The following is a 26,176-nucleotide window of genomic DNA, read 5'->3' on the forward strand; positions in this document are numbered from 1 at the left end:
AGAACATAACCAGAAAAATCCGCTATTTGGGGAGAGAGTGGGGCTTTTTCCCCTAAAATCCCCATCTGAGGCATTGTTTCCCAGTCGCGCTTTTGGTACGCCAAAGGCTCAAGGGGGGCACGCCCTTACCATCGATGATTCCGGTCGGACGGCGACGCGTAACTGCGCCTTTCGAAGCGGAAAGGGTGTGCCCCCTTCGAACAGGGGATGGTCGTGTCGAGGGTATTGTTCGAGGGGTTCGCGCTGCAGGCGGTCGACGAGAAGGGTCGCGTCGCGATCCCCGCCGATCTGCGCGCGGCGCTCGACGCCAATGCCGACACGCGCCAGATCGTCGTGACGACGCACCGGGCCGATCCGTGCCTGTCGGCCTATGACACCGAATGGTCGAAGGTCCAGCACGCCAAGCTCGAGCTGGAAGAGCGGATCGCGCTCGAACAGGGGCGCGAGGTCGATACCGACACTCGCCGCCGCCTGCGGGGTATCGTCGAGAAGGCGCCGTACGACGCCAGCGGGCGGTTCGTGCTGCCGCCCTATTTCCGGCAAAAGGCGAAGATCGAGCGGCTGGCCTTCTTCGCCGGATCGCTCGATACTTTCGATATCTGGGCGCCCGAGCAGCTGCTCGCGCTGGACGGCATCGACGAACAGCTGCGTGACATCTGCGCCTTTTACTATCATCGCAAGGTGAAGGGGTGAACGCCCGCTTCGCCCCGGTCGCCGACGCGCCGCACGTGCCCGTGCTGCTCGCCGAAGTGCTCGACGCGCTCGCCATCGTGCCCGGCGAGCGCCATGTCGACGCGACCTTCGGCGCCGGCGGCTATACCCGCGCGATGCTGGGCCGGGGAGCGATGGTGGTGGCGTTCGACCGCGATCCCGATGCAATCGCCGGCGGCGCAGCGCTGTCGGCAGAGGCGGGCGAGCGCCTGATGCTGATCGAGGCGCCGTTTTCCGGGATGGCGCGCGAGCTGGACGAACGCGACCTGGTGCCGGTCGATGGGGTGGTGATGGACATCGGCGTGTCGTCGATGCAGCTCGACCAGGCCGAGCGCGGTTTTTCGTTCCAGGCCGACGGACCGCTTGACATGCGCATGAGCCAGGCGGGCGAGAGCGCGGCCGATTTCGTCAACGAAGCCGACGAGGCGGTGATCGCCGACGTCCTGTTCCGTTATGGCGAGGAGCCGCGATCGCGCCGGGTGGCGAAGGCGATCGTCGCCGCGCGCCCCTTGTCGCGCACTGGCGAACTGGCCGACGTCATCCGCCGCGCGCTGGGCTATCGCGCGCATGACAAGAAGGACCCGGCGACGCGCTGCTTTCAGGCGATCCGCATCCACCTCAATCGTGAACTCGACGAGCTGGTCGAGGGGCTGGCGGCTGCAGAGCGCGTGCTGGCGCCGGGCGGGCGGCTGGCGGTGGTGACGTTCCACAGCCTCGAGGACCGGCTGGTCAAGCGCTTCCTGCGCGAGAGATCGGGCAGCGAGCCGGCGGGATCGCGGCACTTGCCGCAAGTGCGGGCGCTGCACGCGCCGAGTTTCGAGACCCCGGCGCGCGCGGTGCGGGCGGGGGAGGCCGAGGTGTCGCGCAATCCGCGGGCACGATCGGCCACGCTTCGGGTCGCGCGGCGTACGAGCGCGGCACCATGGCAACAGGGGACGATGTGATGGCGATGCAGCGGATGAAGGGGTTCGGGTGGTTTCTGACCGGCGTCATCGTGGCGCCGGGCTGCTATCTGGTTTCGTCGCAAGTCGCCGCCGAGCGGGCGCGGGTGCAGTCGGTCGAGCGCGCCATCGCCGCGGCAGAAGCGGATATCCGCGCGCTCGAGACCGAATTCGGGACGCGCGCCAATCTCGCGCAGCTTGAACGCTGGAACGGCGACGTGCTCGCGCTGGTGGCGCCCCGGCCCGACCAGTTCGTCCAGGGCGAGATGGGGCTAGCGGCGCTGCACGCGCCCAAGCCGGGCGAGGCGGGCTACCGCGTCGCCGCCTATGTCGTGCCGTCGGGCGTGCCTGACCTCCCTGCGCCGCTGCCAGCGGCCCCCAAGGCGGAAGCGGTCGAGCTTGCCAGCAACGACGTCGCCCGGCCCCGGCCCGTCGTCGCGGCCGCTGCGACGCCGCGGCCGGACAAGGCGCAGGCGGTGGCGATGCTCGACGATGCCCTGCTCAGCGAGAATACGCTTGGCGACATCCTCAAGGGCGCGCGCCGCGAAGCGGTGTCCGGCCGTTGATCGTCCTCGCTGCGCCCCGCGCCGCCGACCGCCGCTTCACCGATCAACGGCATTCGCTGGTCGCGACCGCGCAGGTGCGCCTGATGATCCTGCTGCTGCTGTTCGCGGCGGGCATCTCGCTGGTGCTGGCGCGGCTCGCCTGGCTCGGCATCGTGGCGACGCCAGACAGTGTGGCCGCGGGGACGGCGGTTGGGATGGCGCGCGGCGATATTGTCGATCGCAATGGCGCGACGCTGGCGCGGACCATCGACGCGTGGTCGATCGGCGTGCATCCTGACAAGGTCATCGGTGACAAGGTTGACCTCGCACGGCGGCTTGCCGAGATGATGCCAGAGCATAGTGCGGCCTATTATCACAACAAGCTGATGCTCGATGCGTCGTTCACCTATCTCAAGCACCGCGCGATGCCCGAACTGGTGACGCAGGTGAACGCGCTGGGCGAGCCCGGCATCGCATTTGCCCGCGAACCCGAGCGGCTGTATCCGCAGACGACATTGGCGGCACATGCGCTCGGCATCGTCAATTTCGACGGGCAGGGGGTGCGCGGGATCGAGCGGCATCTCAATGATCGGCTGACCAACCCCGCGCTCAATTCGGAGCCCGTGGCGCTGTCGATCGACCTGCGCGTGCAGGGTGCGCTCGAAAGCGAACTCGGGCACGCGATGGCGACGTTCCAGGCACGCGGCGCAGCGGGGCTGATCCTCGACGTCGCCACCGGCGAGGTCATGGCGATGACGTCGCTACCAAGCTTCAATCCCAACAAGGCGCGCGGCGGCGAAGACGAGCTGCGCAACAACGTCACCCAGTCGGTCTATGAGCTGGGTTCGACTTTCAAGCCGCTGACCATGGCCGAGGCGATCGAGACCGGGGTGGTGCCGTCGATGTCCAAGCGCTTCGACGCGACCGCGCCGATCCAGGTCGGTCGATTCCGTATTCGCGACGATCACGCGCAGAATCGCTGGCTCAACGTGCCAGAAACGCTGGTGCATTCGTCGAACATCGCCACCGCGCGGATCGCCGACGAGATGGGTCAGGCGCGGATGGAGCATCTGTTCCGCAAGCTCGGATTCAACACTGCGCCCGACATCGAGATCGAGAAATCCGGAACGATCTGGCCGAAATTCTGGGCGCGCACGACGACGATGACGTCGGCCTATGGCCATGGTATCGCGATCACTCCGCTGCACCTTGCCAGCGCCTATGCGGCGATGGTCAACGGAGGCATCTGGCGGCCGGCGACGCTTATGAAGATCGCGCCTGGCAAGGCGCCGGCGGGTCGCCGCGTGTTTTCGGAAAGCACCAGCGCGCGCATGCGCCAGTTGCTGCGGCTGGTCGTGCTCGAGGGAACCGGGCGCAAGGGTGACGCTCCCGGCTTTCGCATCGGCGCCAAGACCGGCACGGCAGAACGTCCCGATGGCGGCGGATATAACAAGCGGGTCAACGTATCGACGTTCGCAGCGGCTTTCCCAATGGACGCACCACGCTATGTGGTGGTCGCCATGCTCGACTCACCCAAAGGTACCGCCGAGACATTCGGCTTCAGCACCGCGGCATGGAATGCGGCGCCGGTCGTCAGTCGCCTGGTGATGCGCACCGGGCCGATGCTGGGCGTCATCCCCGACATGAACCGCGACATCGACGTGTCCGAACTGATGCCGCTGCTGTGGAAGGCGCCCGGCGAGCGCAAGGCCGCGCAATGAAGCTGGGCGCCATCACCGGAGGCGCCGAAAGCGCGACGATTACCGGCTTCGCGATCGACCATCGCAAGGTCGCGCCCGGCACGATCTTCGGCGCGTTCCAGGGCACACGCGTCAATGGCGAGGACTATATCGCCGCCGCGGTCCAGGCCGGTGCGATCGCGGTGGTCGCACGGCCCGAGGCGGTGGTGGAGGGCGCGGTACATATCGCCGACCATCATCCGCGCGAGCGCTTTGCTCGCGCAGCCGCGCAGTTCTTCGCTCCGTTCCCGCCGATCGCGGTCGCCGTCACCGGCACCAACGGCAAGACGTCGACGGTCGAGTTGACCCGGCAATTGTGGCGGATGGCCGGGCACCACGCCGCTTCCATCGGCACGCTGGGGGTGACCACCGCCGACGAGCGGGTGTCGACCGGGCTGACCACGCCCGACGTCGTCACCTTCTTGAGCAACGTCGCCGGGCTCGCGCGCGAGGGCGTGACGCATCTGGCGTTCGAGGCGTCGAGCCACGGCCTGTCGCAATATCGCACCGAAGGGCTGCCGGTGCGCGCGGCCGCCTTCACCAATCTTAGCCGCGACCATCTCGACTATCACAAGGACATGGCGGAATATTTCACCGCCAAGCTGCGACTGTTCGCCGATGTGCTCGATCCCGACGGGACGGTGGTGGTGTGGGCCGACGACGCCAATCACGAGCGCGTCGTCGATCTGGCGCATGCGCGCGGCAACGCGCTGATGAGCGTCGGCGTCCACGGCCAGACGTTGCGGCTGGTGTCGCGCGATCCGACGCTGCTGGGCCAGGGGCTGGTGATCGAGGCCGAGGGCAAGCAGTACAAGGTCACCTTGCCGCTGATCGGCGCGTACCAGGCCGCGAACGCGCTGGTCGCCGCCGGGCTGGTGATCGCGACCGGCGGCGACGTCGCGACGACGCTGCTGTCGCTCGGGCGGCTGGCACCGGTCCGCGGGCGGCTCGAACGTGCGGTCATCACCCGGGCGGGAGCGCCGGTCTATGTCGATTATGCGCATACCGCCGATGCGCTGCAGGCGGCGATCTCGGCATTGAAGCCGCATGCCACCGGGCGGCTGATCGTGGTGTTCGGCGCGGGCGGCGACCGCGACGTCGGCAAGCGCGAGGAAATGGGCGCGACGGCGGCGCTCCATGCCGACCTCGTCATCGTCACCGACGACAATCCGCGCACCGAGGATGCCGGGCAGATCCGCCGCCACGTGCTGAAGGGCGCACCGGATGCGATCGAGATCGCCGGGCGGCGCGAGGCGATCGCCTATGCGCTGCGCGAGGCGGGGCAGGAGGACATCGTGCTGCTGGCGGGCAAGGGGCACGAGCAGGGCCAGGTGGTCGGCGATCTGGTGCTGCCGTTCGACGACGTCAGCGTGGCACGGGAGTGCGCAGCGTGAGCCTGTGGACCTCCGCCGAAATCGCGGCCGCCACCGATGGGGCTGCATCGAGCGATTTTGTCGTCAGCGGCGTCACGTTCGATTCACGCGAAGTCGGCCCCGGTGATCTGTTTATCGCATTGAGCGGCGAGGCTACCGATGGGCATCGCTATCTCGACCAGGCGTTCGCGCGTGGTGCCGCCGGGGCAATTGTCTCCGAGCCCTGCGCGCATCCGCATGTCCGCGTCGCCGACACGATGGCCGCGCTCGAGGCGCTTGGCCGCGCCGGGCGCGATCGGTCTGCAGCCAGGATCGTCGGGGTAACCGGGTCGGTCGGCAAGACCGGCACCAAGGAAGCCCTGTTCGCCGCGCTCGACCGAAACGATCCGGGCTGCGCGCATCGGTCGGTCAAGAGCTACAACAACCATACCGGGGTGCCGCTGAGCCTGGCGCGGATGCCGCGCGACGCGCGGTTCGGCATATTCGAGATGGGCATGAACCATGCCGGGGAGCTGGCCGCGCTGACGCGGATGGTGCGCCCGCACGTCGCGATCGTCACCGCGATCGCGCCTGCTCACGCCGCCTATTTCACCGGCGAGGAAGCGATCGCCGACGCCAAGGGTGAAATCTTCCAGGGGCTCGAGCCCGGCGGCTTCGCGATCGTTCCGCAGGACAGCCCGCATCGCGATCGGCTGGTGTCGGCCGCGGCTCCCCATGCCGCCCGGGTGGCGACGTTCGGAATCGGCGACGGCGCCGATATCCGTGCGCTCGAGACGATGCCGTCGATCGCCGGCGGCAGCTTCGTCAGTGCCCGGCTGGGGACGCGCGAGCTGACCTTTACCGTGCGCCAGCCCGGCGCGCATTGGGTTAGCAATGCGTTGGCCATCATCGGCGCGGTCGATGCGGTCGGCGGCGACCTGGCGCTGGCGGGCCTCGCGCTGGCCGACATGGGCGGGCTTCCGGGGCGCGGACAGCGGTTCGTGACTCCGGTCGATGGCGGCACCGCAGTGGTGATCGACGAAAGCTATAACGCCAACCCGTCGTCGATGCGCGCGACGCTGGCGGTACTGGGTCAGATGGACGCCAACCGCCGGATCGCGGTGCTCGGCGAGATGCGCGAACTGGGCGAGGGCAGCGACGCCTATCACGCGGCGCTGAGCGAGCCGATCGTGGCGGCACGCGTCGAACTGGCCATATTGGTCGGCGAAGCGATGGCCGCGCTTGGCCAAGCGCTTGAGAAGCGAGTCGAATTCGTCCATGTCGCCGACGCCGCGACCGCGCGCGACCGCCTGATGGCGGCGCTAGCGCCGGGCGATGCGGTGCTCATCAAGGGTTCGAATGCGGTCGGGCTTTCGGGTGTCGTTGCGGCACTTGCAGGCGGGGGCGCGGCAGCCGGGTCGGGGTCACACGGATAATGCTGTATCTGATCGCCGAGTATCTCGGCTTTCCGGGCATTCTCAACCTGGTGCGCTATTTGAGCTTTCGCACCGGCGGCGCCGTCGCGACCGCGCTGGTGGTCGGCTGGATCATCGGGCCGAAATTCATTGGCTGGCTGCGCGTGCGGCAGGGCAAGGGTCAGCCGATCCGCGCAGACGGCCCACAAAGCCACCTCGCCAAGCGCGGCACGCCGACGATGGGCGGGCTGATGATCCTGACCAGCCTGGGGCTGTCGGTGCTGTTGTGGATGGACCTGTCCAACCCGTTCGTCTGGGCGTGCCTGTTCGTGACGCTGGGGTTCGGGTCGATCGGGTTCCTCGACGATTACGACAAGGTCCGCAAGGCGAGCAGCGCGGGCGTGTCGGGCCGCATCCGCCTGCTCGCCGAATTCCTGATTGCGGGCATCGCCAGCTGGATCATCATCCAGCAGAACGGTACCCAGCTGTACCTGCCGTTCGTCAGCGGCGTGTCGATCGACCTCGGCTATTTCTACGTCGTGTTCGCGGCGTTCACGATCGTCGCCTTCGGCAACGCGGTGAACCTGACCGACGGGCTCGACGGTCTGGCGACGATGCCGGTAATCATCGCCAGCATCGCGTTCATGCTGATCGTCTATCTGGTCGGCAACGCGATCTATGCCGACTATCTGGGCATCCCGCACGTATTCGGCGCGGGCGACCTGGCCATATTCTGCGGCGCGATCGTCGGCGCGGGGCTGGCATTCCTGTGGTTCAACGCGCCGCCGGCGGCGGTGTTCATGGGCGATACCGGCAGCCTGGCACTGGGTGGCGCGTTGGGCACGATCGCGGTGGTCGCGCATCACGAGATCGTGCTGGGGATCATCGGCGGGCTGTTCGTGGTCGAAGCGATGAGCGTCATCATCCAGGTGTTCTTCTACAAGCGCACCGGCAAGCGCGTGTTCAAGATGGCGCCGATCCACCATCATTTCGAACAGCTCGGCTGGAGCGAGCCGACGGTAGTGATCCGGTTCTGGATCATCGCATTCGTGCTGGCGCTGGCGGGCCTGTCGACGTTGAAGCTGCGGTGATCGCGGCGCGCGCCTGGGCGGGCAAGCGCTTTGCGGTGCTGGGGCTGGCGCGATCGGGGGCGGCGACGGTCCGGGCATTGCTGGCCGGCGGCGCGCAAGTGGTGGCGTGGGATAGCAGCGAGGCTGCACGTCGCTCTATCACTGCCGGGGACGGGGAGCTGGAAATAGGCGATCCGCTGACGCTCGACCTCTCCGGGTTCGACGGTGTCGTCGTCTCCCCCGGAGTGCCGCTCAACCGGCATCCGATCCGCGGGCACGCGGGCGACGTGCCGATCATCGGCGACATCGAACTGTTCGCGCAGGCGAGGGGTGAGTTGCCCCCGCACAAGGTGGTCGGGATCACCGGCACCAACGGCAAGTCGACCACGACGGCGCTGGTGCATCATATCCTGGAGACGGCAGGCATCCCCGCACGAATGGGCGGGAATATCGGCTTGCCGATCCTGGCGCAGGAGCCGCTGCCGGAGGGGGGCGTCTATGTGCTGGAACTGTCGAGTTACCAGATCGATCTGACGCGCAGCCTCGATTGCGATGTCGCGGTGCTGCTCAACATCACGCCCGACCATCTCGACCGCTATGACGGGTTCGACGCATACGCCGCTTCCAAGGCGCGGTTGTTCGCGATGCAGTCGGCCGGGCATGCCGCGATCATCGGCATCGGGGACGACGCCTCGGCAACGATCGCCAAGCAGGTCGCGCGGTCGGGGCGCAGCGAGGACCTGACCAGGATCGCGCCGGGGGTGTGCATGGACCAGTCGCGCTGGCGCGCATTGCAGGGGCCGCACAATGCGCAGAACGCGCTGGCGGCGATCGCGGTGTGCGAGGCGCTCGGGGTATCTAACGACGCCATCGATGCCGGTCTGGCGAGTTTCGCCGGGCTGGCGCACCGCATGGAACGCGTCGCGACCAGGGCGGGGGTGCTGTACGTCAACGACAGCAAGGCGACCAATCCGACCTCGACCGCGCCGGCATTGTTGGCGTTCGATCGCATCCACTGGATTTTAGGCGGGCAGGCCAAGACCGACGACCTCGAGGCATGCCGCCGGGGGTTCGGCAATGTGCGGCGCGCCTATACGATCGGCGAGGCAGGCGAGCGGTTCGCGGCGCTGCTCGCCCCCGATATGGCGGTGGAGCAAGCCGGTACGCTGGCGCAGGCGGTGACACAGGCGGCGGCACGGGCAGAGGCAGGTGACACGGTGCTGCTGTCGCCGGCATGTGCGTCGTTCGACCAGTTTCGCGATTACGAGGATCGCGGCGAGCAGTTTCGCCAAGCCGTGGGGGCGCTGACATGACCGATACGATGCGAGGCACTGCGCTGGCGAAACGGTCGAAGATGGCCGATCGGCTGGGCCGCGGCAGCCAGTCGCCATTGGCGACGTGGTTCTGGGAAATCGACCGGGTGCTGCTGTTGCTGGCGCTGGTGCTGATCGCGATCGGGCTGGTCGCGGTCGCCGCCGCGTCGCCCGCCAGCGCGCTGCGCTATTCCGACGGCGAGAGCCGGGTCGCGGGGATGTATTATTTCTGGCGGCAGGCAGGCTGGGTGGCGGCGTCGTTGCCAGTGATGCTCGGCGTGTCGATGCTGCCGATCAAGGCGGCGCGGCGGCTGGCGCTGCTCGGCACCGCGGTCTGCATCGCGTGCCTGCTGGTGGTTCCGTTCGCGGGCGCCGAGGTCAACGGCGCGCGGCGGTGGATCGGGCTGGGCTTCATGAAGTTCCAGCCATCCGAGTTCCTCAAGCCGCTGTGGATCGTGACCACGGCATGGCTGCTGAGCTTCAAGGCCAAGGATCCCGAACTGCCGGTGATCGTCATTACCGGTGCGCTGACCGCGGTGATCGGCGCGCTGCTGATGCTGCAACCCGATTTCGGGCAGACGATGATCTTTGCGAGCGTATGGGTGATCCTGCTGATGATCGCCGGCATCTCGCCGCGCGCGATCGGAATGCTCGGCGGGGCGGGCGTGGCAGGAGTAGTCGCCGCCTATTTCTTCTACGACACCGCGCGTATCCGGATCGACAGCTTTCTGTTCCCCGATCCCGACAAGGCGATGAGCGACCATTACCAGACCGATATGGCGCATGCGACGCTGACCGGCGGCGGCATCACCGGCACCGGGCCGGGCGGCGGGCAGGCCAAGTTCCGGCTGCCCGAGGCGCATACCGACTATATCTATTCGGTCGTGGGCGAGGAATTCGGGCTGATCGCGTGCGCGATCATCGCGATCCTGTTCCTTGCCGTGCTGGTCCGCGTGTTCGTCAAGCTGCTCGACGAGGAGGATGCGTTCCGGCTGCTCGCGGCAGGGGGGCTTGCCTCGCAGTTGGGCGTGCAGGCGCTGATCAACATGGCGGTCAATACCGGCATCGCGCCGTCGAAGGGTATGACATTGCCTTTCATCAGCTATGGCGGGTCGTCGATGGTCGCCTTGTCGATCGGCATGGGCTTGCTGCTCGCCTTTACGCGGCGCAACCCGTATCTCAAGCGCTCTCCATACAGCGCAAAGTGGAAGGGCGGATGAGCAACGGACGGCATTACGTACTGGCGGCGGGCGGAACCGGCGGGCACATGGTCCCGGCCGCGGCGCTGGCGGCCGAGCTGACCGCACGCGGGCATCACGTCGCGTTGGTCAGCGACGCGCGCGGGGTGCGGTTTCCCGACCTGTTCGACGATATCGCCACGCACGTCCTGCCTGCCGGGCGGTTTTCGGGCGGACCTCTTGGCTGGCTCAAGGCCGGGCGGCAGATGGTGGCGGGGCGTCGCATGGCGATCCAGCTGTACCGGGGGTTCAAGCCGGCCGCGGTGATCGGCTTTGGCGGCTATCCGGCGTTTCCGGCGCTGGCGGCGGCGTTCCACCTGAAGATCCCGACGATCGTGCACGAACAGAATGCGGTGCTGGGGCGGGTCAACCGGCTGGTCGCGGGCAAGGTCGATGCGATCGCGACATCCTATGGCGACGTCGAGCGGATGAAGCCCGCGCATCTGGGCAAGGTGCATCTGGTCGGCAATCCGGTGCGCACGTCGGTGCTGGAATTGCGCGACCGCCCCTATCCCGTGCTCGACGAGGACGGCATCTTTCGCGTGCTCGTCACCGGCGGCAGCCAGGGCGCGAGCGTGCTGAGCCAGGTCGTGCCCGATGGCCTGGCGATGCTGCCGGTGCATTTCCGGCGGCGGATGCAGGTGACGCATCAGGCGCGCGTCGAGGATATCGACATGGTGCGCCAGAAATATGCCGCGCACGACATTCCGGCCGAGATCGCGACGTACCTGCCCGACATGCCCGAGCGCCTGGCCTGGGCGCATGTGGTGATCGCGCGCGCCGGTGCCTCGACGATCGCCGAGCTGACCGCGGCGGGGCGGCCTGCGATCCTGGTCCCGCTGCCGAGCGCGACCGACGACCACCAGACGGCGAACACGCGCGAGATCAGCGCGGCGGGCGGGGCGCGGACGATCCGGCAGGATCAGTTCACCGCGACCGAACTGGCCAAGCAGATGCAGAAGCTGGGCCTCGACACACTGGCGCTGGCCAATGCGGCAGCGCGAGCGAAGGATTGCGGGCGGCCGCACGCGGCGCGCGATCTCGCCGATCTGGTCGAGGGGATCGACAGCCCGCGCGTTCCGCTGCCGCCTGCGCTGGTGCGGGAAGCGGCATGAAGGGTGTCGGCACCGACATCGGCACGATCCATTTCGTCGGCATCGGCGGGATCGGCATGTCGGGCATTGCCGAGGTGATGCACAATCTTGGCTATCAGGTGCAGGGTTCGGACGTAGCCGAGGGCTATGTCGTCGAGGGGCTGCGCAAGCGCGGGATCGGCGTTACGATCGGGCATTCGGCCGCCAATGTCGAAGGCGTCGCGGTGATCGTGACCTCGACCGCGATCCAGCGCGGAAATCCCGAGGTCGAGGCAGCGCTCGCCAACCGCATACCGGTGGTACGGCGCGCGGAGATGCTGGCCGAGCTGATGCGACTGAAATCTACCGTCGCGGTGGCGGGGACGCATGGCAAGACGACGACGACCAGCATGATCGCGGCGATCCTCGATGCGGGCGGGGTCGATCCGACCGTCATCAATGGCGGCATCATCAACAGCTATGGATCGAACGCGCGGCTGGGTACATCCGACTGGATGGTGGTTGAAGCCGACGAGAGCGACGGCAGCTTTCTGCGGCTGGACGGCACGATCGCGGTGGTGACCAACATCGATCCCGAGCATCTCGACCATTATGGCTCGTTCGACGTGGTCAAGGAGGCGTTCGTCGAGTTCGTCGAGAACGTGCCCTTCTATGGCGCGGCGCTGCTGTGCCTCGACCACCCCGAGGTCCAGGCGATCATTCCCAAGGTGCGCGACCGCCGCATCGTCACCTATGGCTTTGCGGCGCAGGCCGATGTCCACGGCGTCAACGTCGTGCCGCATCCCGGCGGCAACCGCTTCGACGCCGCGGTGCGCGCGCGTGACGGGCAGGTGCGAACGATCGAGGGCATCGAACTGCCGATGCCGGGGCGGCACAACGTCCAGAACGCGCTGGCGGCAATCGGCGTGGCGCTGGAACTGGGCGTCGACGATGCGACGATCGCGCAGGGCTTCGCCAAGTTCGGCGGGGTCAAGCGGCGCTTCACCAAGGTCGGCGAAGTCGCGATCGATGGCGGGCTGCTGAGCGTCATCGACGATTATGCGCATCATCCGGTCGAAATCCGCGCGGTGCTGTCGGCGGCGCGCGAGAGCGCGGCGGGGCGGGTACTCGCAGTCATGCAGCCACACCGCTTTTCGCGGCTGGGCAGCCTGATCGACGAGTTCGCGCAGGCGTTCAACGATGCCGACATGGTGGTGGTGACGCCGGTCTACGCGGCGGGCGAGGCGCCGGTCGAAGGCGTCGATGCCGAGGCGCTGGCGGAAGCAGTGCGCCAGCGCGGGCACCGATCGGTGCTGACCGTGGCCGATGCCGACACACTGGCCGCGCTGATCGCGGTAGAAGGGCGCGCCGGCGATCAGGTGGTCTGCCTGGGCGCGGGGGATATCACCAAATGGGCGGCCGGGCTGGCCGGCGCGATATCGGAGAAGCGGGCATGAGCGACTGGTTCTCGGCCGCGGTCAAGTTGCAGGGCCAGATGCTCGATGCGCAGCGCCAGCAGATGGCGGCAACGAAGAAGATGCTCGATGCAGGCGAGCAAATGGCGAAGTTCCAGGAAGCGGGCACCAGGGCGGCCGAGGCGAACATGGCGGCCTGGCAGAGCTGGGCGAAGCTGTGGGGGATGCGGTGAGCGCACCTGCTAACCTGGTTGACGGTTTCTCGACGTGGCTTGAAACGAGCGGGGTCAGGGGAAAGCTGTCGTCCGCAGTACCGCTCGCGCCGCTTGTCTGGTTCAAGGCGGGCGGGGCGGCGGAATGGTTGTTCGAGCCCAAGGACGTCGACGATCTCGCGCGGTTTCTGGGCGATCTCGACCCCGCGGTGCCGGTGATGGCGCTGGGGCTGGGATCGAACCTGATCGTGCGCGACGGCGGGGTGCCGGGGGTGGTCGTGCGGCTGGGCAAGGCGTTCGCCGCAGTCGAGGCGGTCGATGCGACGACGCTGCGCTGCGGCGGCGGTGCAAGCGGAATATTGGTATCGTCGACCGCGCGCGATGCGGGGATTGCCGGTGTCGAGTTCCTGCGGTCGATCCCCGGGACGGTCGGCGGGTTCGTGCGGATGAACGGCGGGGCCTATGGCCGCGAAGTCGCCGATGTGCTGACCGAGTGCGAGGTGGTGCTGCGCTCGGGCGAACGGGTGACGCTGGGCAAGGATGCGCTGGGATACAGCTATCGCCACAGCGCCTTGCCCGAGGGCGCAGTGGTCGTGAGCGCAACGTTCCGGGGCGAGCGCGGTGACCCGGCGGCGATCCAGGCGGAGATGGACCGGATCGCGGCGGCGCGCGAGGCGTCGCAGCCGCTGCGATCGAAGACGGGCGGATCGACGTTCAAGAATCCGGCGGGGCACAAGGCGTGGGCGCTGGTCGATGCCGCGGGGTGTCGGGGGCTGCGGCGCGGGGATGCGCAGGTTTCGGAGAAGCATACGAACTTCCTGCTGAACCTTGGGGCCGCGACGAGTGAGGATATCGAAGGGTTGGGTGAGGACGTGCGGGCGCGGGTTCTAGCGCATTCGGGAGTGGCGTTGGAGTGGGAGATTCAGCGGGTGGGTGTCTCGTGAGAATCACAGCCGGGATACAGGGAGTGCGCGCGTGACCGTCCCGCTTCACGTTGCTGTCCTGATGGGCGGGTGGTCGGCCGAGCGCGAGGTTTCGCTGATGTCGGGCGCGGGGGTGGCCGAGGCGCTGGAGAGCCTGGGGCACCGGGTGACGCGGATCGACATGGATCGTGACGTCGCCGCGCGACTGGCCGAAGCCAAGCCTGACTGCGTGTTCAATGCGCTGCACGGCACGCCGGGGGAGGACGGCGCGGTGCAGGGGATGCTCGACCTGATGGGGTTGCCCTACACGCACAGCGGACTAACCACATCGGTTATTTCTATCGATAAGCAGTTAACCAAGATGCTATTGACCCCCTTTGGTGTTCCGATGCCGGGGGGGCATGTGGTGCAGACGCAAACCCTGTTCGAACGCGATCCGCTGCCGCGCCCCTATGTGCTCAAGCCCGTCAACGAGGGGTCCTCGGTCGGGGTGGCGATCGTCACCGACGAAAGCAATTACGGCAATCCCATCTCGCGCGATGCGCGCGGGCCGTGGGGCGAGTTCGACGAGCTGCTTGCCGAGCCGTTCATTCGCGGGCGCGAGCTGACGACGGCGGTGCTGGGCGATCGGGCGCTGGGCGTTACCGAATTGAAGCCCAAGAGCGGTTTCTACGACTATGACAGCAAATATACCGACGGGCTGACCGAGCATGTCTGCCCGGCCGAGATCCCCGACGATGTCGCGCAGGCGTGCATGGCCTATGCGGTGGAGGCGCATCGGCGGCTGGGGTGCAAGGGGGCGTCGCGTTCCGATTTCCGCTGGGACGACGAGCGCGGGGTGGACGGGCTGTTCCTGCTGGAAGTGAATACGCAGCCGGGGATGACGCCGCTGAGCCTGGTGCCCGAACAGGCACGACATGTCGGGATGAGCTATCCGCAGCTGGTGCAGTGGATCGTCGACGAAGCGCTGGGCACGCATGGCGGGAAGCACGCAGCATGACGCGCACCACTACCCGCCGCGCCTCGGCGCGCCGTTCGGTCAAGCCGAAGCGCAAGGCGCAGCCCAAGCGGCCGCGGCCATCGGCGCTCGACCACGCGGTCGCGGCCCTGCCGGTCGACGAGCACACGCTGCGCAAGGCGATGGCGTGGACGATCGTCGCGCTGGTCGGCCTGACGCTGGCGATCGTCGCGGTGGCGAGCGGCGGCCTGACGATGGTCGGCGTCGCGATGGCGGAAGTCGCGGGCAAGGCCGGGCTGCGGGTCGAGCAGATCGAGATCACCGGATTGAAGCGGATGGAGCGGATGTCGGTCTATGCCGTCGCGCTCGACCAGCAATCGCGGGCGATGCCGCTGGTCGATCTGGACGGAGTGCGCGAGCGCCTGCTGGATTATGGGTGGATCGCCGATGCGCGGGTGTCGCGGCGGCTGCCCGACACGCTGGTGGTCGATATCGTGGAGCGGCAGGCTGCGGCGGTGTGGCAGCATAATGGGCAGCTGATGCTGATCGACAAGGACGGCGTGCTGCTCGAGCCGGTCGCGGCGAGCGCGATGCCCAACCTGCCGCTGGTGATCGGCGAGGGGGCGAATGCACAGGAGCCGGCGTATCAGACGCTGATCGAGGCGGCGCCTGCATTGAAGCCGATGGTACGCGCGGCGACGTGGCTCGGCAATCGCCGCTGGGATATCACCTTTGTCTCGGGTGAGGTGCTGATGCTGCCAGAGGGAACCGAGCGCGCGGCGCGGGCACTGACCAAGTTCGCCGAGCTCGACGGACGCGACCGGTTGCTGGGCAGCGACTATGTGCGATTCGACCTGCGCAATCCGGAGTTCATGGCGATGCGGAGGCGCGGACCGGAAACGCGGATACCGCTGGGTCCACCAGATAGCGACACGGCAACGGGCGAATAGGCTTCAAACGAGGGAATGGGGACATGGCCAAGGCTGCACCCGAAGGACTGATTACCGCACTCGACATCGGATCGTCGAAGGTGTCGGCGCTGATCGCGCAAAAGGGCGACGGCGGCGAGCTGGTGGTGCTGGGCACCGGGCAGCGCGAGAGCCGGGGCGTCAAGCGCGGCTATATTGCCGACATGGCCGCGACCGAGATCGCCGTGCGCGAGGCGGTCGAGCAGGCCGAGCGGATCGCGGGCACCAATATCGAGGACGTGTGGGTGAGCTTTTCGGCGGGCGGGCTGGTGTCCGACCATGTCAAGCTGGAGATGGACCTGGGCGGGCACCGCGTCGAGCAGAGCGACATCGATACGCTGCTCAAGGACGGCCACGCCGCGATCCGGATGGACGGGCGGATGGTGCTGCATGCCCAGCCGACGCGCTACATCGTCGACGGCCTGGACGGGGTGAAGGCGCCGCTGGGGCTGCACGCCGATCGGCTTGGCGTCGAGATCCACGTCGTCGGCAGCGAGGGCTCGCCGGTGCGCAACCTCGACCTGTGCGTGCGGTCGGCGCATCTGGAAGTGAAGTCGATCATCGCCGCGCCGGTCGCGACGGGCCTCGCCTGCCTGTCCGACGAGGAGCGCGAGCTGGGTGTGGCGCTGATCGAGATCGGCGCCGGGGTGACCAATGTATCGACGTTCGAGGGCGGAGTGCTCAAAGGGCTGGCGTCGATCGGGATGGGCGCGGCCGACATCACCGACGACATCGCCGCGGCGTTCGGAACACGTCGGGCGCAGGCCGAGCGGCTGAAATGCTTCTATGGCTCGGCGAACATGAGCCCGCGCGACAATCATGAGATGATCGACGTCGCGCCGATCTCGTCCGACGACGATGCCGAAGGATCGCGGATCACGCGCGCGCAGCTGATCGCGGTGATCCGTTTGCGGCTCGACCGGCTGATGGCGGAAATCCAGAAGGAGCTGCGCAAGCTCAAGACCGACGATCCGGTCGCGCGGCAGATCGTGCTGACCGGCGGCGGCGCGGAGTTGAAGGGCATCGCCGATTATGCGCAGCAGGTGCTGGGGCGCACGGTGCGGGTCGGGCGTGCGCGCGGGCTGACTGCGCTGCCCGACGCGCATTCGGGCCCGGCATTCGCGACGCTTGCCGGGCTGGCGATGTATGCGGCCGCCGATCCGGTCGACCTGCGCAGCGTCGAGCCGACGCAGCAGCTGGTGATGCGGAGCAGTCCGCTTGCGCTGGTCCGCCGCCTTTTTGCGACGTTTCGAGCCAATTATTAAAGATTTCCTACGCGGCCCAGAATTGGGCTAGAGTCAGACGGTTGGTTAGGGCAGAACGCGAGGGAGTTTACGTGCTCCCGGGTGTTTGGGGGCACAGGGGAGACCTTAAATGAGCATCGATTTCCTTCCGCCTGAGGTGGACGAGCTGACGCCGCGCATCACCGTCATCGGCGTCGGCGGCGCGGGCGGCAACGCGATCGCGAACATGATCCGCGCCGAAGTGCAGGGGGTCGAGTTCCTGGTCGCCAACACCGATGCGCAGGCGCTCAAGCAGTCGAACGCTTCGCAGCGCATCCAGTTGGGTGCCAAGATCACGCAGGGATTGGGCGCCGGATCGCGGCCCGAGATCGGGCGCGCGGCGGCGGAAGAGACGATTGAACAGGTGCAAAAGGCGCTCGAGGGCGCGCATATGTGCTTCATCGCGGCGGGCATGGGCGGCGGCACCGGCACCGGCGCTGCCCCGGTCATCGCCAAGGCAGCGCGCGACATGGGCATCCTGACGGTGGGCGTCGTCACCAAGCCGTTCGCGTTCGAGGGCAAGCGCCGCACGCAATCGGCGGATGCCGGCATCGAGGAGCTGCAGAAGTTCGTCGATACGCTGATCGTCATCCCCAACCAGAATCTGTTCCTGATCGCCAACGCCAACACGACGTTCAAGCAGGCGTTCGAGATGGCCGACGAGGTGCTGCAACAGGGCGTGCGCGGCATCACCGACCTGATGGTCATGCCCGGCCTGATCAACCTCGACTTCGCCGACGTGCGCAGTGTGATGCAGGAAATGGGCAAGGCGATGATGGGCACCGGCGAGGCCGACGGCGACAGCCGCGCGATCGAGGCGGCGCAGAAGGCGATCGCCAATCCGCTGCTCGACGGGGTGAGCATGAAGGGCGCCAAGGGCGTGATCGTGTCGATCACCGGCGGCGAGGACATGCGCCTGATGGAAGTCGACGAGGCCGCCAACCACATCCGCGAGCTGGTCGATCCCGATGCCAACATCATCTGGGGATCGGCGTTCAACCCCGAGCTGGAAGGCAAGATCCGCGTGTCGGTGGTCGCCACCGGCATCGAGGCGGACACGTCGGCACCCGCGCTGGCGGCGCCCGAGGCGCCGCGCGTCTTCTCGTTCAACACGCCGCGCCGTCCGTCCGAGCCTGCGCCGATTGCTCCCGATCGCGACGAGGCTCCGGCCGCTGCCGAGGGGACCGCGCCCGAGCATGACGAAGAGCCGCTCGAGCTGTCCAGCGAGATGGCGGGCGACGAGCAAAGCGGCGACGAGGGCGGCGAGCTGGTACTCGACAGCGAGACCATGGTGCCCGAGAATCCGGCGCCGATCCGCGGCGATGCGGCGCAGCCCGAAGGCGGGGCGCCCTACCGGTTCGTGTCGGACGACGTCGCCGACGAAGCCGACGCGCCCGAGCCGGCGCCAACGCCGCGCGGCAAGCCGGGCGGGACGTTGTTCGAGCGGATGTCGAATGCGGGGCGCGGCATCGGCAAGGGCGACGACGACAAGGCGCCGCTGGACATTCCCCGGTTTCTGCACCGCCAGAACAACCAGTAAGGCGTCCGGTCGGCGGCTTGGCGGGCGTGGGCTGACCCGATCGGGTTCGCGTGCGGCGCGCCCGCAAGTCCAGGCGGTCCGTCACTTTCATCGAGCCCCTCGCGGAAATGAAGCCGCGTTGCCGCGTTCGTGGGAAGCGCGGGCCGGTGGCGCGGCGGCTTGCGATGGAATATCATGCGTTCGTCGTCGCATTGGGGCGGTTGAACGCCGGATTTGGCTTCGGCCATTGCCGGGAGCCGGGCGAACAGGCTTAATGGCCTTTCAATGAAGCATTTTGTTACCCGAGCCATGGGGTGCGCCGCGTTGCTGGTCGCAACGTCGGTCCCGGCCGCCGCGCAGGTATTCGTTGCGCCGCCCACCCCCAATGCCGATCGGCTCGCAGTCGAGATGCGCGCGCTGGCGGCGAATCCGGAAGACCTCGGCGCGCTGCTCAATGCTGGGGAACTAAGCGTCAAGCTCGACGATCCGGCCGCGGCGCTGCAGTTCTTCGCGCGGGCCGAGAAGATCGATCGCAACAATCCGCGCATCGCCACCGGGCGCGGCGGGGCGTTGGTGCGATTGGGGCGGCCTGGCGAGGCGCTGAAGCTGTTCGCCGAGGCGGAGCGACGCGGGGTTTCGGCGAACCTGCTCGCGCCGCATCGGGCGCTGGCCTATGACCTGATCGGACAGCCGGGCTATGCGCAACAGGAATATCGCCGTGCGCTGGCGGCGGCTCCGGGCGATGCCGACCTGACGCGCGCTTATGCCCTGTCGCTCGGCATCAGCGGGGACAGCAAGCAGGCCTATGCCGCGCTCGACCCGCTGCTGCGCGACCGCGATCGTGCGGCGTGGCGCGCGCGTGCGTTCATCCTGGCGATGGAAGGCGAGACCGCCGAGGCGCAGCAGATCGCCACCAACATGATGCCGGGGTTCGGCACCGCCTTTTCGCCGTTTTTCCAGCAGCTGGCGCAATTGCGCGACCCCGCCGACCGCGCCTTTGCGGTGCATCGCGGCGAGATCGGGCGGACCCCGGCACGGATGGCGGATGCCACGATGGCACCGAGCCTGCCGCCCTATGTCGCGCAGCAGCCGGTGCGGATGGCGTCGGTCGATACCGCGCCCAAGCCGAAGCGCGAGACGCGGCGGTCGCGGCGTGCCGAACGCAGCGCGCGGGTCGGCAAGCGCTCGCGCGGATCGCGCACGCCGATCGCAAGCGAACCGGCGGTCGTAGTGGCAGCGGCCACTCCTTCCCCGACGCCGGCACCCGCGCCGGCCGCAACGCGGGTCGAGGTCGCAGCGGCAGTTCCGACGCCGCCCGCTCCGGTCGGGCTGGTGCTGCCGAACTCGCGCCCGGCTGCAGAAACGCGCGTCGCAGTGGCCGCGAAGGCGCCAGCCGGGATGGAGATCGATCCTGCCAGCGTGGTGCGCGTCGCCGTGCCCAACAGCGGCGAGGACGAGTTGCGCGCGGCGGCGGCGCGGGCCGTCAATCCGATCCGGTCGACGCCGCTTGTCGCGCCCGCAGCGACGCCGTCTGTGCCTGTGGTACCGCCTCCGGTCATGGCCGACGCCCCGGCAGCGGCGTCGAAAATCAAGGTCGGGTCGGAGGACGATGTGCTCGCCTCGATCCTGAGCGGCATTGCAATCCCTGCGGAAGAGCTGGGCGTCGGCGTTGCGCCTGCTCCTGCACCGGTTCAGCCTGAACCCGCCAAGGTGGAGATCGCGAAGGCCGAGCCTGCGAAGGCGGAGCCCGCAAAGACCGAGCCCCCAAGAACCGGGGCGGACGAGCCGCCGGCCAAGCCGGCGCCGGTGAAAGCGGTCGCCGCCAAGAAGGCTGAGGCCAAGAAAGCCGAAGCCAAGCCGCCGTCCGATCCGGCGCGGCACTGGGTGCAGGTGGCGGGCGGCGCGAACAAGGCCGACCTGCCCAAGGAATGGAAGCGCTTGACGGGGATCGCTCCCGATGCGCTCAAGGGCCAGTCGGCCTGGACGACGCCGCTGCGCTTCACCAATCGGCTGCTGGCGGGGCCGTTCAAATCGACGCAGGACGCGCAAGGGTTCGTCAACACCCTGGGCAAAGAGGGAATTTCGGCATTCGCATGGACCAGCGACACCGGCCAGAAGATCGAGAAGCTGTCGCCGAAGTGACGCTGCCGGCGCGGTATGCGTCGCATCCCGCCGCGAGCCGGGGACGGCTCCACCCCGAAACCGAGCGCGGCGAGCGCGGACCGCGCGATGCCTTCCAGCGCGATCGCGACCGCATCATCCATTCGATCAGCTTTCGCCGCCTGCGCCACAAGACGCAGGTGTTCATGGCGCCGGACGGCGACCATTTCCGCGTGCGGCTGACGCACAGCCTGGAAGTCGCGCAGATCGGACGGACGGTGGCGCGCACGCTGGGGCTCAACGAGGACCTGACCGAAGCATTGTGCCTGGCGCACGATATCGGGCATCCGCCGTTCGGGCATGCCGGTGAGGACGCGCTCAAGGCGGCGTTGGCAGGGGCGGGCGGCTTCGATCACAATGGCCACACGCTGCGCGCGCTGACCCGGCTGGAATGTCCGTATCCGCGCTGGCCGGGGCTCAACCTGAGCTGGGAAACGCTCGAGGGATTGGCCAAGCATAACGGGCCGGTAACGCGGCCCGGTTGGGCCTTGTCACAGGCGGACGCGGCGTTTGCTCTCGACCTGACGCGCTGGCCATCGCTCGAGGCGCAGGTGGCGGCGATTTCCGACGATATCGCCTATGACAATCACGACATCGACGACGGGCTGCGCGCGGGGCTGTTGAGCCTCGACCAGATCCTGTCGGTGCCGATGGTCGCGCGCGGGTTCGACGCAGTGCGGGCGCGCTATCGCGATCTTCCGGAGAGCGCGCTGCTGGGCGAGATGGTGCGGTCGCAGATCGGAGCGATGGTCAACGACTTGATCGCCGAGACCGCGCGGCGGATCGATGCTGCCGGGATCGACACGGCGGACGATGTCCGCGCGGCAGGCGCGTGCCTGGCGGGGTTCTCCGAGCGGATGCGCGACGAGGAGCGCGAGCTCAAGCGCTTCATGTACGCCAATCTCTATCACCATCCTCGCCAGATCGAGGCGGCGCAGGCGGCGGGCGCGGTGGTCGCGGGTCTGTTCGCGGCCTATGCCGCCGATCCGCAGGCGTTGCCCGCGCCGTGGCGCGCCGGGATGCCGGACGACGAACCCGGGCGCAGCCGCCACATCGCCGATTTCATCGCCGGGATGACCGACCGCTACGCCGTCACCCGCTATCGCGAGGTGGTGGGACCGATCGATCTACCCGAGGGCTTCTGACGAAGCGCCCGCTGAGTGCGACCAGCCGGTACGCTGGCACATTGTTGCGACAGATGGGGAGTAGAAGCGACGCCAGAGGATGGAGGTGTCGATGACCCCGACAGTGATTGCATGGAACCGCTTCGGCCTGGGCGCGCGGCCCGGCGCCGTCGCGCCTGCCGATGCGAAGCGCTGGCTGATCGACCAGTTCGACCGCTACGAAGCGCGACCCCCGGTGATTGCCGCGCAGGCGACCACAGCGCAGGCGGGTGCGGCCTTTGCCGAATATCGCGCCGAGCGCCGCGCTGCGCGGCGTATGGCGACGGATGCCGGCCCACTCGACCGATCGGCGCGGATGGCGATGCGCGTCGATGGCCGAGACCGCTATCGCGACGCGATCGGCGCGCGCGCCAATGCTGCTATCGTCAGCGACACGCCGTTCGCCGAGCGGCTGGTGCATTTCTGGGCGAACCACTTCGCGGTGTCGGCCGAAAAGCTGGCGGTGGTGGGACTGGCGGGAGCGTTCGAGTTCGACGCCATCCGGCCGCATGTGCTGGGCAGCTTCGGCGCGATGCTCGGTGCGGTCGAGCGGCATCCGGCGATGCTGCTCTATCTCGATCAGGCGCAATCGGTGGGCCCCGGCAGCCGGGTAGGCCAGCGGGTCGCGGCGGGCGGCAAGCGCAAGCGCGGAATCAACGAAAACCTGGCGCGGGAAATCCTCGAGCTGCACACGCTGGGTGTCGGATCGGGATATGACCAGAGCGACGTCACCGAATTCGCACGCGCGCTGACGGGGTGGACGGTTGCCGGGATCGGCGGCCGGGCGAACGGCGATCCGGGCGGATTTGCCTTTGCGCCGGCGATGCACGAGCCCGGCGCACGTACGATCTTGGGCGCCCGCTATGCCCAGGATGGCGAAGCGCAGGCGGATGCGGTGCTGGCGGCGCTCGCCGTGCATCCGGCGACGGCACGCCACGTCGCGACCAAGCTCGCTCGGCACTTCGTCGCCGATACACCGCCGCCGGCGCTGGTGACGCGGATTGAGCAAGCGTTTCTGGAATCGAACGGGGATCTGCCGACGATATACCGCGCGCTGATCGACGCGCCCGAAGCCTGGGCACCGATGCCTGCCAAGTTCAAGACGCCGTGGGAGTGGTCGATATCGGCGATGCGCGGGCTTGGACTGCGCGAGATTGCTGCGCAGCAATTCGCCGGCCTTCAGCAGCAACTGGGGCAGCCCGTGTGGCGACCGGGCGCGCCTGCGGGGTATGACGACATTGCCGGGCGCTGGGCGGCGCCCGACGCGCTGGTACGCCGCGTCGAGGCGGCCGAGCGGCTGGTGTCGCGCGCGCCGAGCACGATCGACGCCCGCGAGCGATCGCAGGCGCTGTTCGCGGACAGCCTTTCGGCAGCGACGCAGCAGCAGCTGGCGCGCGCCGAGAGCGCGCAACAGGCACTGGCGCTGATGCTGGTGTCGCCCGAATTCCTGCGGAGATAAACCATGTTGGATCGTCGTACCTTCGTTACCACCGGTGCCGCCGCGGCATTGTCGATGGGCTTTGCACCGCGGATGAGTTTCGCGAGCGCCGCCACGACCAAGCGGTTCGTGTTCATCATCCAGCGCGGTGCCGCCGATGGCCTCGGTACGCTGGCGCCGGTGGGCGATCCGGCATTTGCCGGCGCGCGCGGCGTCCTGGCGCAGGACTTCGCGGATGCGCCCAGGCTCGACGCGATGTTCGCGCTGCATCCCAACCTCGCCACCGTGTCGGGGCTGTACAAAGGCGGCGAGGCACTGTTCGCGCATGCCGTCGCGTCGCCCTATCGCGACCGGTCGCATTTCGACGGGCAGAATGTGCTCGAGAGCGGCGGAGCGGCGGCGTACCGGATCAAGGACGGCTGGATGAACCGGCTGCTAGGCGTGCTGCCGCGCGATCAGGCACGCGCGATCGCGGTGGCGGCAACGGTGCCGCTGGCGCTGCGCGGGTCGATCGACGTCGCATCCTATGCGCCGTCGGCGCTCCCCGATGCGTCCGACGACCTGCTGGCGCGCGTCGCCACGCTCTATGCGCAGGACGAGCAGTTGCACGCGATCTGGCAGCAGGCGACGGCGACGCGGGCGCTGACCGGGGATATGGCGGCGGACGATGGCCGCAACGCCGCGGCGACGGGTGCGCTGGCCGCACGGCTGATCGCGCCCGACAACGGCGCGCGGATCGCGATGATCGAGACCGGCGGCTGGGATACCCATGCCGGGCAGCGCGGGCGGCTGGGTGCGCAGTTGAAGGGGCTCGATGCGATGGTCGGCGCGCTCAAGCAGGGATTGGGGCCGCTCTGGGCAGAAACGATGGTGCTGGTCGCAACCGAGTTCGGCCGCACGGTCAAGGTCAACGGCACGCAGGGGACCGACCACGGCACTGCGTCGGCAGCAATGCTGCTCGGCGGAGCGGTCAAGGGCGGGCGGGTAATTGCCGACTGGCCGGGGCTCGGCGAGGCGGCGCTATACGAGGGCCGCGACCTCAATCCGACGCTGGGGCTGGACGCTTTCATCGCGGGCGCGGTGGCGGAGCATTTCGCGATCGATCCGGTGCGAACCGCGAGCGCGCTGTTTCCCCAAAGTGGAAAAGTGGCGCGGGTCGAGGGGCTGGTGCGGGTGTGAGCCTTCTGTGCCGAGCGAAGTGGTCTGACGTGCAGGGTGTCTCGACTTTGCTCGACACGAACGGATTTCTTTCGTGTCGTTGGGAAAGAAGCTGCGCTAAGCCATCGCGCCCACCAGCGACTTGACCTCCATGAATTCGGCGAGGCCGTATTTGCCATATTCGCGGCCGTTGCCCGACTGTTTGTAGCCGCCGAACGGGACCATCGGATCGGGGTTGCCGCCGTTGATGTAGACCATGCCTGCGCGCAGCTTCGCCGCCACGCGGCGGGCGTCGTCGGGTGCGCCGAACACCACCGCCGACAGGCCATAGTCGGTGTCGTTGGCGATGCGGATCGCGTCGGCTTCGTCGTCATAGCCGATGATGGTGATGACCGGGCCGAACACTTCCTCGCGCGCGATCGTCATCGTGTTGGTGACGTTCGAGAACAAGGTCGGCTTGACGAACCAGCCCGACTCGACGCCATCGGGACGGCCGGGGCCGCCGACATCGAGCGTGGCGCCTTCGGACATCGCCGTCGTGATGAGGCCCTGGATCTTGTCCCACTGCGCCTTGTTGACGACGGGGCCGATATGGCGCCCCTCGGTCATGGGATCGCCGGTCTGGGTGGCGCCGACGACCTGTTTGGCGATCGCGACCGCCTCGTCCATGCGTGCCTGAGGCACGAGCAAGCGGGTCGGGGCGATGCAGCTTTGTCCGGAATTCATCAAGACTGCCATCAGCGTGCCGGGGATCGCCTTGACGAAATCGGCGCTGTCGAGGACGACCGACGGGGATTTGCCGCCGAGTTCCTGATGCACGCGCTTGACGGTATCGGCGGCGTTCTTCGCGACCATGATCCCGGCGCGGGTCGATCCGGTGAAGCTGACCATGTCGATGCCGGGATGCCGCGCGAGCGCGGTGCCCACGCCCGGGCCGTCGCCATTGACCAGGTTGAACACGCCGGGAGGCACTCCCGCCGCATCCATCACTTCGGCAAAGATCGCGGCGCAGCCGGGCGCTTCCTCCGACGGCTTGAGGATCATGGCGTTGCCCGCGGCAAGCGCGGGCGCGACCTTGGCGAGGATCTGGTTCATCGGCCAGTTCCACGGGGTGATCAATGCGACGACGCCGATCGGCTCATGGACGACTTGCGACTGGTTGATGACCTCTTCGAATTCGAACGCCTTGAGCGCGGCGATCGCAGCCATCAGATGGCCGATGCCCGAGCCGAATTGCGCGGTTTTGGCCATTCCGATCGGGCAGCCCATCTCCTGCGCGATCGCTTGTGCGATATCGGCGGCGCGGTTCTTGTATTCGGCGAGGACCCGTTCGAGCAGCGCGACGCGCTCGTCGACGCTGGTCTGGCCGAAGCTGTCGAACGCACGGCGCGCCGCTGCCACGGCCTTGTCGACGTCGGCAGCGGTGCCGAGCGTGATCTCGCTGCAGGGCTGTTCGGTGGCGGGGTCGATGACTGCGTGACGAGTACCGCCCTCGCTGTCGATCCATGCGCCGTCGATATAGTGCTTGAGATAACTGCGCATCCTCGCCTCCGCTGATTGGGTTTGACCCGAGTGTGGCGCC

General features: G+C 68.0%; 22 protein-coding genes. 21 read left to right on the forward strand and 1 reads right to left on the reverse strand.

What is annotated here, in order from left to right; all coding sequences use genetic code 11:
• Nucleotides 1-207: 207 nt before the first annotated feature.
• The 21 genes from FHY50_RS01530 to FHY50_RS01630 all read left to right on the forward strand — a co-directional run bounded on the left by FHY50_RS01530 (nucleotide 208) and on the right by FHY50_RS01630 (nucleotide 24,615).
• Nucleotides 208-693: a division/cell wall cluster transcriptional repressor MraZ gene (locus FHY50_RS01530; RefSeq protein ID WP_140046642.1), complete on the forward strand. Its 486-nt coding sequence runs from the start codon at nucleotides 208-210 to the stop codon at nucleotides 691-693.
• Nucleotides 690-1,655: a 16S rRNA (cytosine(1402)-N(4))-methyltransferase RsmH gene (gene rsmH / locus FHY50_RS01535; RefSeq protein ID WP_140046643.1), complete on the forward strand. Its 966-nt coding sequence runs from the start codon at nucleotides 690-692 to the stop codon at nucleotides 1,653-1,655. The genes FHY50_RS01530 and rsmH overlap by 4 nt, the downstream gene beginning before the upstream one ends.
• Nucleotides 1,634-2,218 carry a hypothetical protein gene (locus FHY50_RS01540; protein ID WP_243846671.1) on the forward strand — a complete coding sequence of 195 codons (585 nt, stop codon included), beginning with the start codon at nucleotides 1,634-1,636 and terminating at the stop codon, nucleotides 2,216-2,218. Before rsmH ends, FHY50_RS01540 begins: the two co-directional genes overlap by 22 nt.
• Complete coding sequence (locus FHY50_RS01545; protein ID WP_243846673.1) at nucleotides 2,215-3,918, forward strand: peptidoglycan D,D-transpeptidase FtsI family protein; 1,704 nt, start codon at nucleotides 2,215-2,217, stop codon at nucleotides 3,916-3,918. Before FHY50_RS01540 ends, FHY50_RS01545 begins: the two co-directional genes overlap by 4 nt.
• Nucleotides 3,915-5,330: a UDP-N-acetylmuramoyl-L-alanyl-D-glutamate--2,6-diaminopimelate ligase gene (locus tag FHY50_RS01550; RefSeq protein WP_140046644.1), complete on the forward strand. Its 1,416-nt coding sequence runs from the start codon at nucleotides 3,915-3,917 to the stop codon at nucleotides 5,328-5,330. The genes FHY50_RS01545 and FHY50_RS01550 overlap by 4 nt, the downstream gene beginning before the upstream one ends.
• Nucleotides 5,327-6,724 (forward strand): UDP-N-acetylmuramoyl-tripeptide--D-alanyl-D-alanine ligase, encoded by a 1,398-nt coding sequence (locus tag FHY50_RS01555; RefSeq protein ID WP_140046645.1) that lies wholly within the window; start codon nucleotides 5,327-5,329, stop codon nucleotides 6,722-6,724. The genes FHY50_RS01550 and FHY50_RS01555 overlap by 4 nt, the downstream gene beginning before the upstream one ends.
• Nucleotides 6,724-7,794 (forward strand): phospho-N-acetylmuramoyl-pentapeptide-transferase, encoded by a 1,071-nt coding sequence (mraY, locus tag FHY50_RS01560; RefSeq protein WP_140046646.1) that lies wholly within the window; start codon nucleotides 6,724-6,726, stop codon nucleotides 7,792-7,794. The genes FHY50_RS01555 and mraY overlap by 1 nt, the downstream gene beginning before the upstream one ends.
• Nucleotides 7,791-9,086 (forward strand): UDP-N-acetylmuramoyl-L-alanine--D-glutamate ligase, encoded by a 1,296-nt coding sequence (gene murD, locus FHY50_RS01565; protein WP_140046647.1) that lies wholly within the window; start codon nucleotides 7,791-7,793, stop codon nucleotides 9,084-9,086. The genes mraY and murD overlap by 4 nt, the downstream gene beginning before the upstream one ends.
• Nucleotides 9,083-10,306, forward strand: a complete 1,224-nt coding sequence (locus tag FHY50_RS01570) for an FtsW/RodA/SpoVE family cell cycle protein (protein WP_140046648.1) — start codon at nucleotides 9,083-9,085, stop codon at nucleotides 10,304-10,306. Before murD ends, FHY50_RS01570 begins: the two co-directional genes overlap by 4 nt.
• Nucleotides 10,303-11,439 carry an undecaprenyldiphospho-muramoylpentapeptide beta-N-acetylglucosaminyltransferase gene (murG, locus tag FHY50_RS01575; RefSeq protein WP_140046649.1) on the forward strand — a complete coding sequence of 379 codons (1,137 nt, stop codon included), beginning with the start codon at nucleotides 10,303-10,305 and terminating at the stop codon, nucleotides 11,437-11,439. Before FHY50_RS01570 ends, murG begins: the two co-directional genes overlap by 4 nt.
• Nucleotides 11,436-12,854 carry a UDP-N-acetylmuramate--L-alanine ligase gene (gene murC, locus FHY50_RS01580; protein WP_140046650.1) on the forward strand — a complete coding sequence of 473 codons (1,419 nt, stop codon included), beginning with the start codon at nucleotides 11,436-11,438 and terminating at the stop codon, nucleotides 12,852-12,854. Before murG ends, murC begins: the two co-directional genes overlap by 4 nt.
• On the forward strand, nucleotides 12,851-13,045 hold the full coding sequence (locus FHY50_RS01585; protein WP_166745471.1) for a hypothetical protein: 195 nt from the start codon (nucleotides 12,851-12,853) through the stop codon (nucleotides 13,043-13,045). Before murC ends, FHY50_RS01585 begins: the two co-directional genes overlap by 4 nt.
• Entirely contained in the window at nucleotides 13,042-13,968 is a 927-nt protein-coding gene (murB, locus tag FHY50_RS01590) for a UDP-N-acetylmuramate dehydrogenase (RefSeq protein WP_244935272.1), read from the forward strand. Before FHY50_RS01585 ends, murB begins: the two co-directional genes overlap by 4 nt.
• Nucleotides 13,969-13,999: 31 nt before the next feature.
• Nucleotides 14,000-14,947, forward strand: a complete 948-nt coding sequence (locus tag FHY50_RS01595; protein ID WP_140046652.1) for a D-alanine--D-alanine ligase — start codon at nucleotides 14,000-14,002, stop codon at nucleotides 14,945-14,947.
• A complete protein-coding gene (locus FHY50_RS01600) occupies nucleotides 14,944-15,855 on the forward strand; it encodes a cell division protein FtsQ/DivIB (protein ID WP_140046653.1) in 912 nt (303 codons plus the stop codon). Before FHY50_RS01595 ends, FHY50_RS01600 begins: the two co-directional genes overlap by 4 nt.
• 23 nt (nucleotides 15,856-15,878) lie before the next feature.
• Nucleotides 15,879-17,138 carry a cell division protein FtsA gene (ftsA, locus tag FHY50_RS01605; protein ID WP_140046654.1) on the forward strand — a complete coding sequence of 420 codons (1,260 nt, stop codon included), beginning with the start codon at nucleotides 15,879-15,881 and terminating at the stop codon, nucleotides 17,136-17,138.
• A 109-nt stretch (nucleotides 17,139-17,247) separates the two neighbouring features.
• Nucleotides 17,248-18,696 carry a cell division protein FtsZ gene (ftsZ, locus tag FHY50_RS01610; protein ID WP_140046655.1) on the forward strand — a complete coding sequence of 483 codons (1,449 nt, stop codon included), beginning with the start codon at nucleotides 17,248-17,250 and terminating at the stop codon, nucleotides 18,694-18,696.
• Between the two features lie 264 nt (nucleotides 18,697-18,960).
• Nucleotides 18,961-20,817 carry an SPOR domain-containing protein gene (locus tag FHY50_RS01615; RefSeq protein ID WP_140046656.1) on the forward strand — a complete coding sequence of 619 codons (1,857 nt, stop codon included), beginning with the start codon at nucleotides 18,961-18,963 and terminating at the stop codon, nucleotides 20,815-20,817.
• Complete coding sequence (locus FHY50_RS01620; protein ID WP_208402857.1) at nucleotides 20,769-21,980, forward strand: deoxyguanosinetriphosphate triphosphohydrolase; 1,212 nt, start codon at nucleotides 20,769-20,771, stop codon at nucleotides 21,978-21,980. Before FHY50_RS01615 ends, FHY50_RS01620 begins: the two co-directional genes overlap by 49 nt.
• Before the next feature lie 91 nt (nucleotides 21,981-22,071).
• Complete coding sequence (locus FHY50_RS01625; RefSeq protein WP_140046657.1) at nucleotides 22,072-23,457, forward strand: DUF1800 domain-containing protein; 1,386 nt, start codon at nucleotides 22,072-22,074, stop codon at nucleotides 23,455-23,457.
• Nucleotides 23,458-23,460: 3 nt separating this feature from the next.
• A complete protein-coding gene (locus FHY50_RS01630; RefSeq protein ID WP_140046658.1) occupies nucleotides 23,461-24,615 on the forward strand; it encodes a DUF1501 domain-containing protein in 1,155 nt (384 codons plus the stop codon).
• Nucleotides 24,616-24,711: 96 nt separating this feature from the next.
• Here the strand turns inward: FHY50_RS01630 and FHY50_RS01635 are convergent, their stop codons facing one another.
• The gene (locus tag FHY50_RS01635; RefSeq protein ID WP_140046659.1) at nucleotides 24,712-26,136 is read right to left on the reverse strand and encodes an aldehyde dehydrogenase family protein; all 1,425 of its coding nucleotides are present in this window, start codon (nucleotides 26,134-26,136) and stop codon (nucleotides 24,712-24,714) included.
• Nucleotides 26,137-26,176 lie beyond the last annotated feature (40 nt).

The sequence above is a fragment of the Sphingomonas japonica genome, from assembly GCF_006346325.1.
Taxonomy (GTDB): domain Bacteria; phylum Pseudomonadota; class Alphaproteobacteria; order Sphingomonadales; family Sphingomonadaceae; genus Sphingomonas; species Sphingomonas japonica.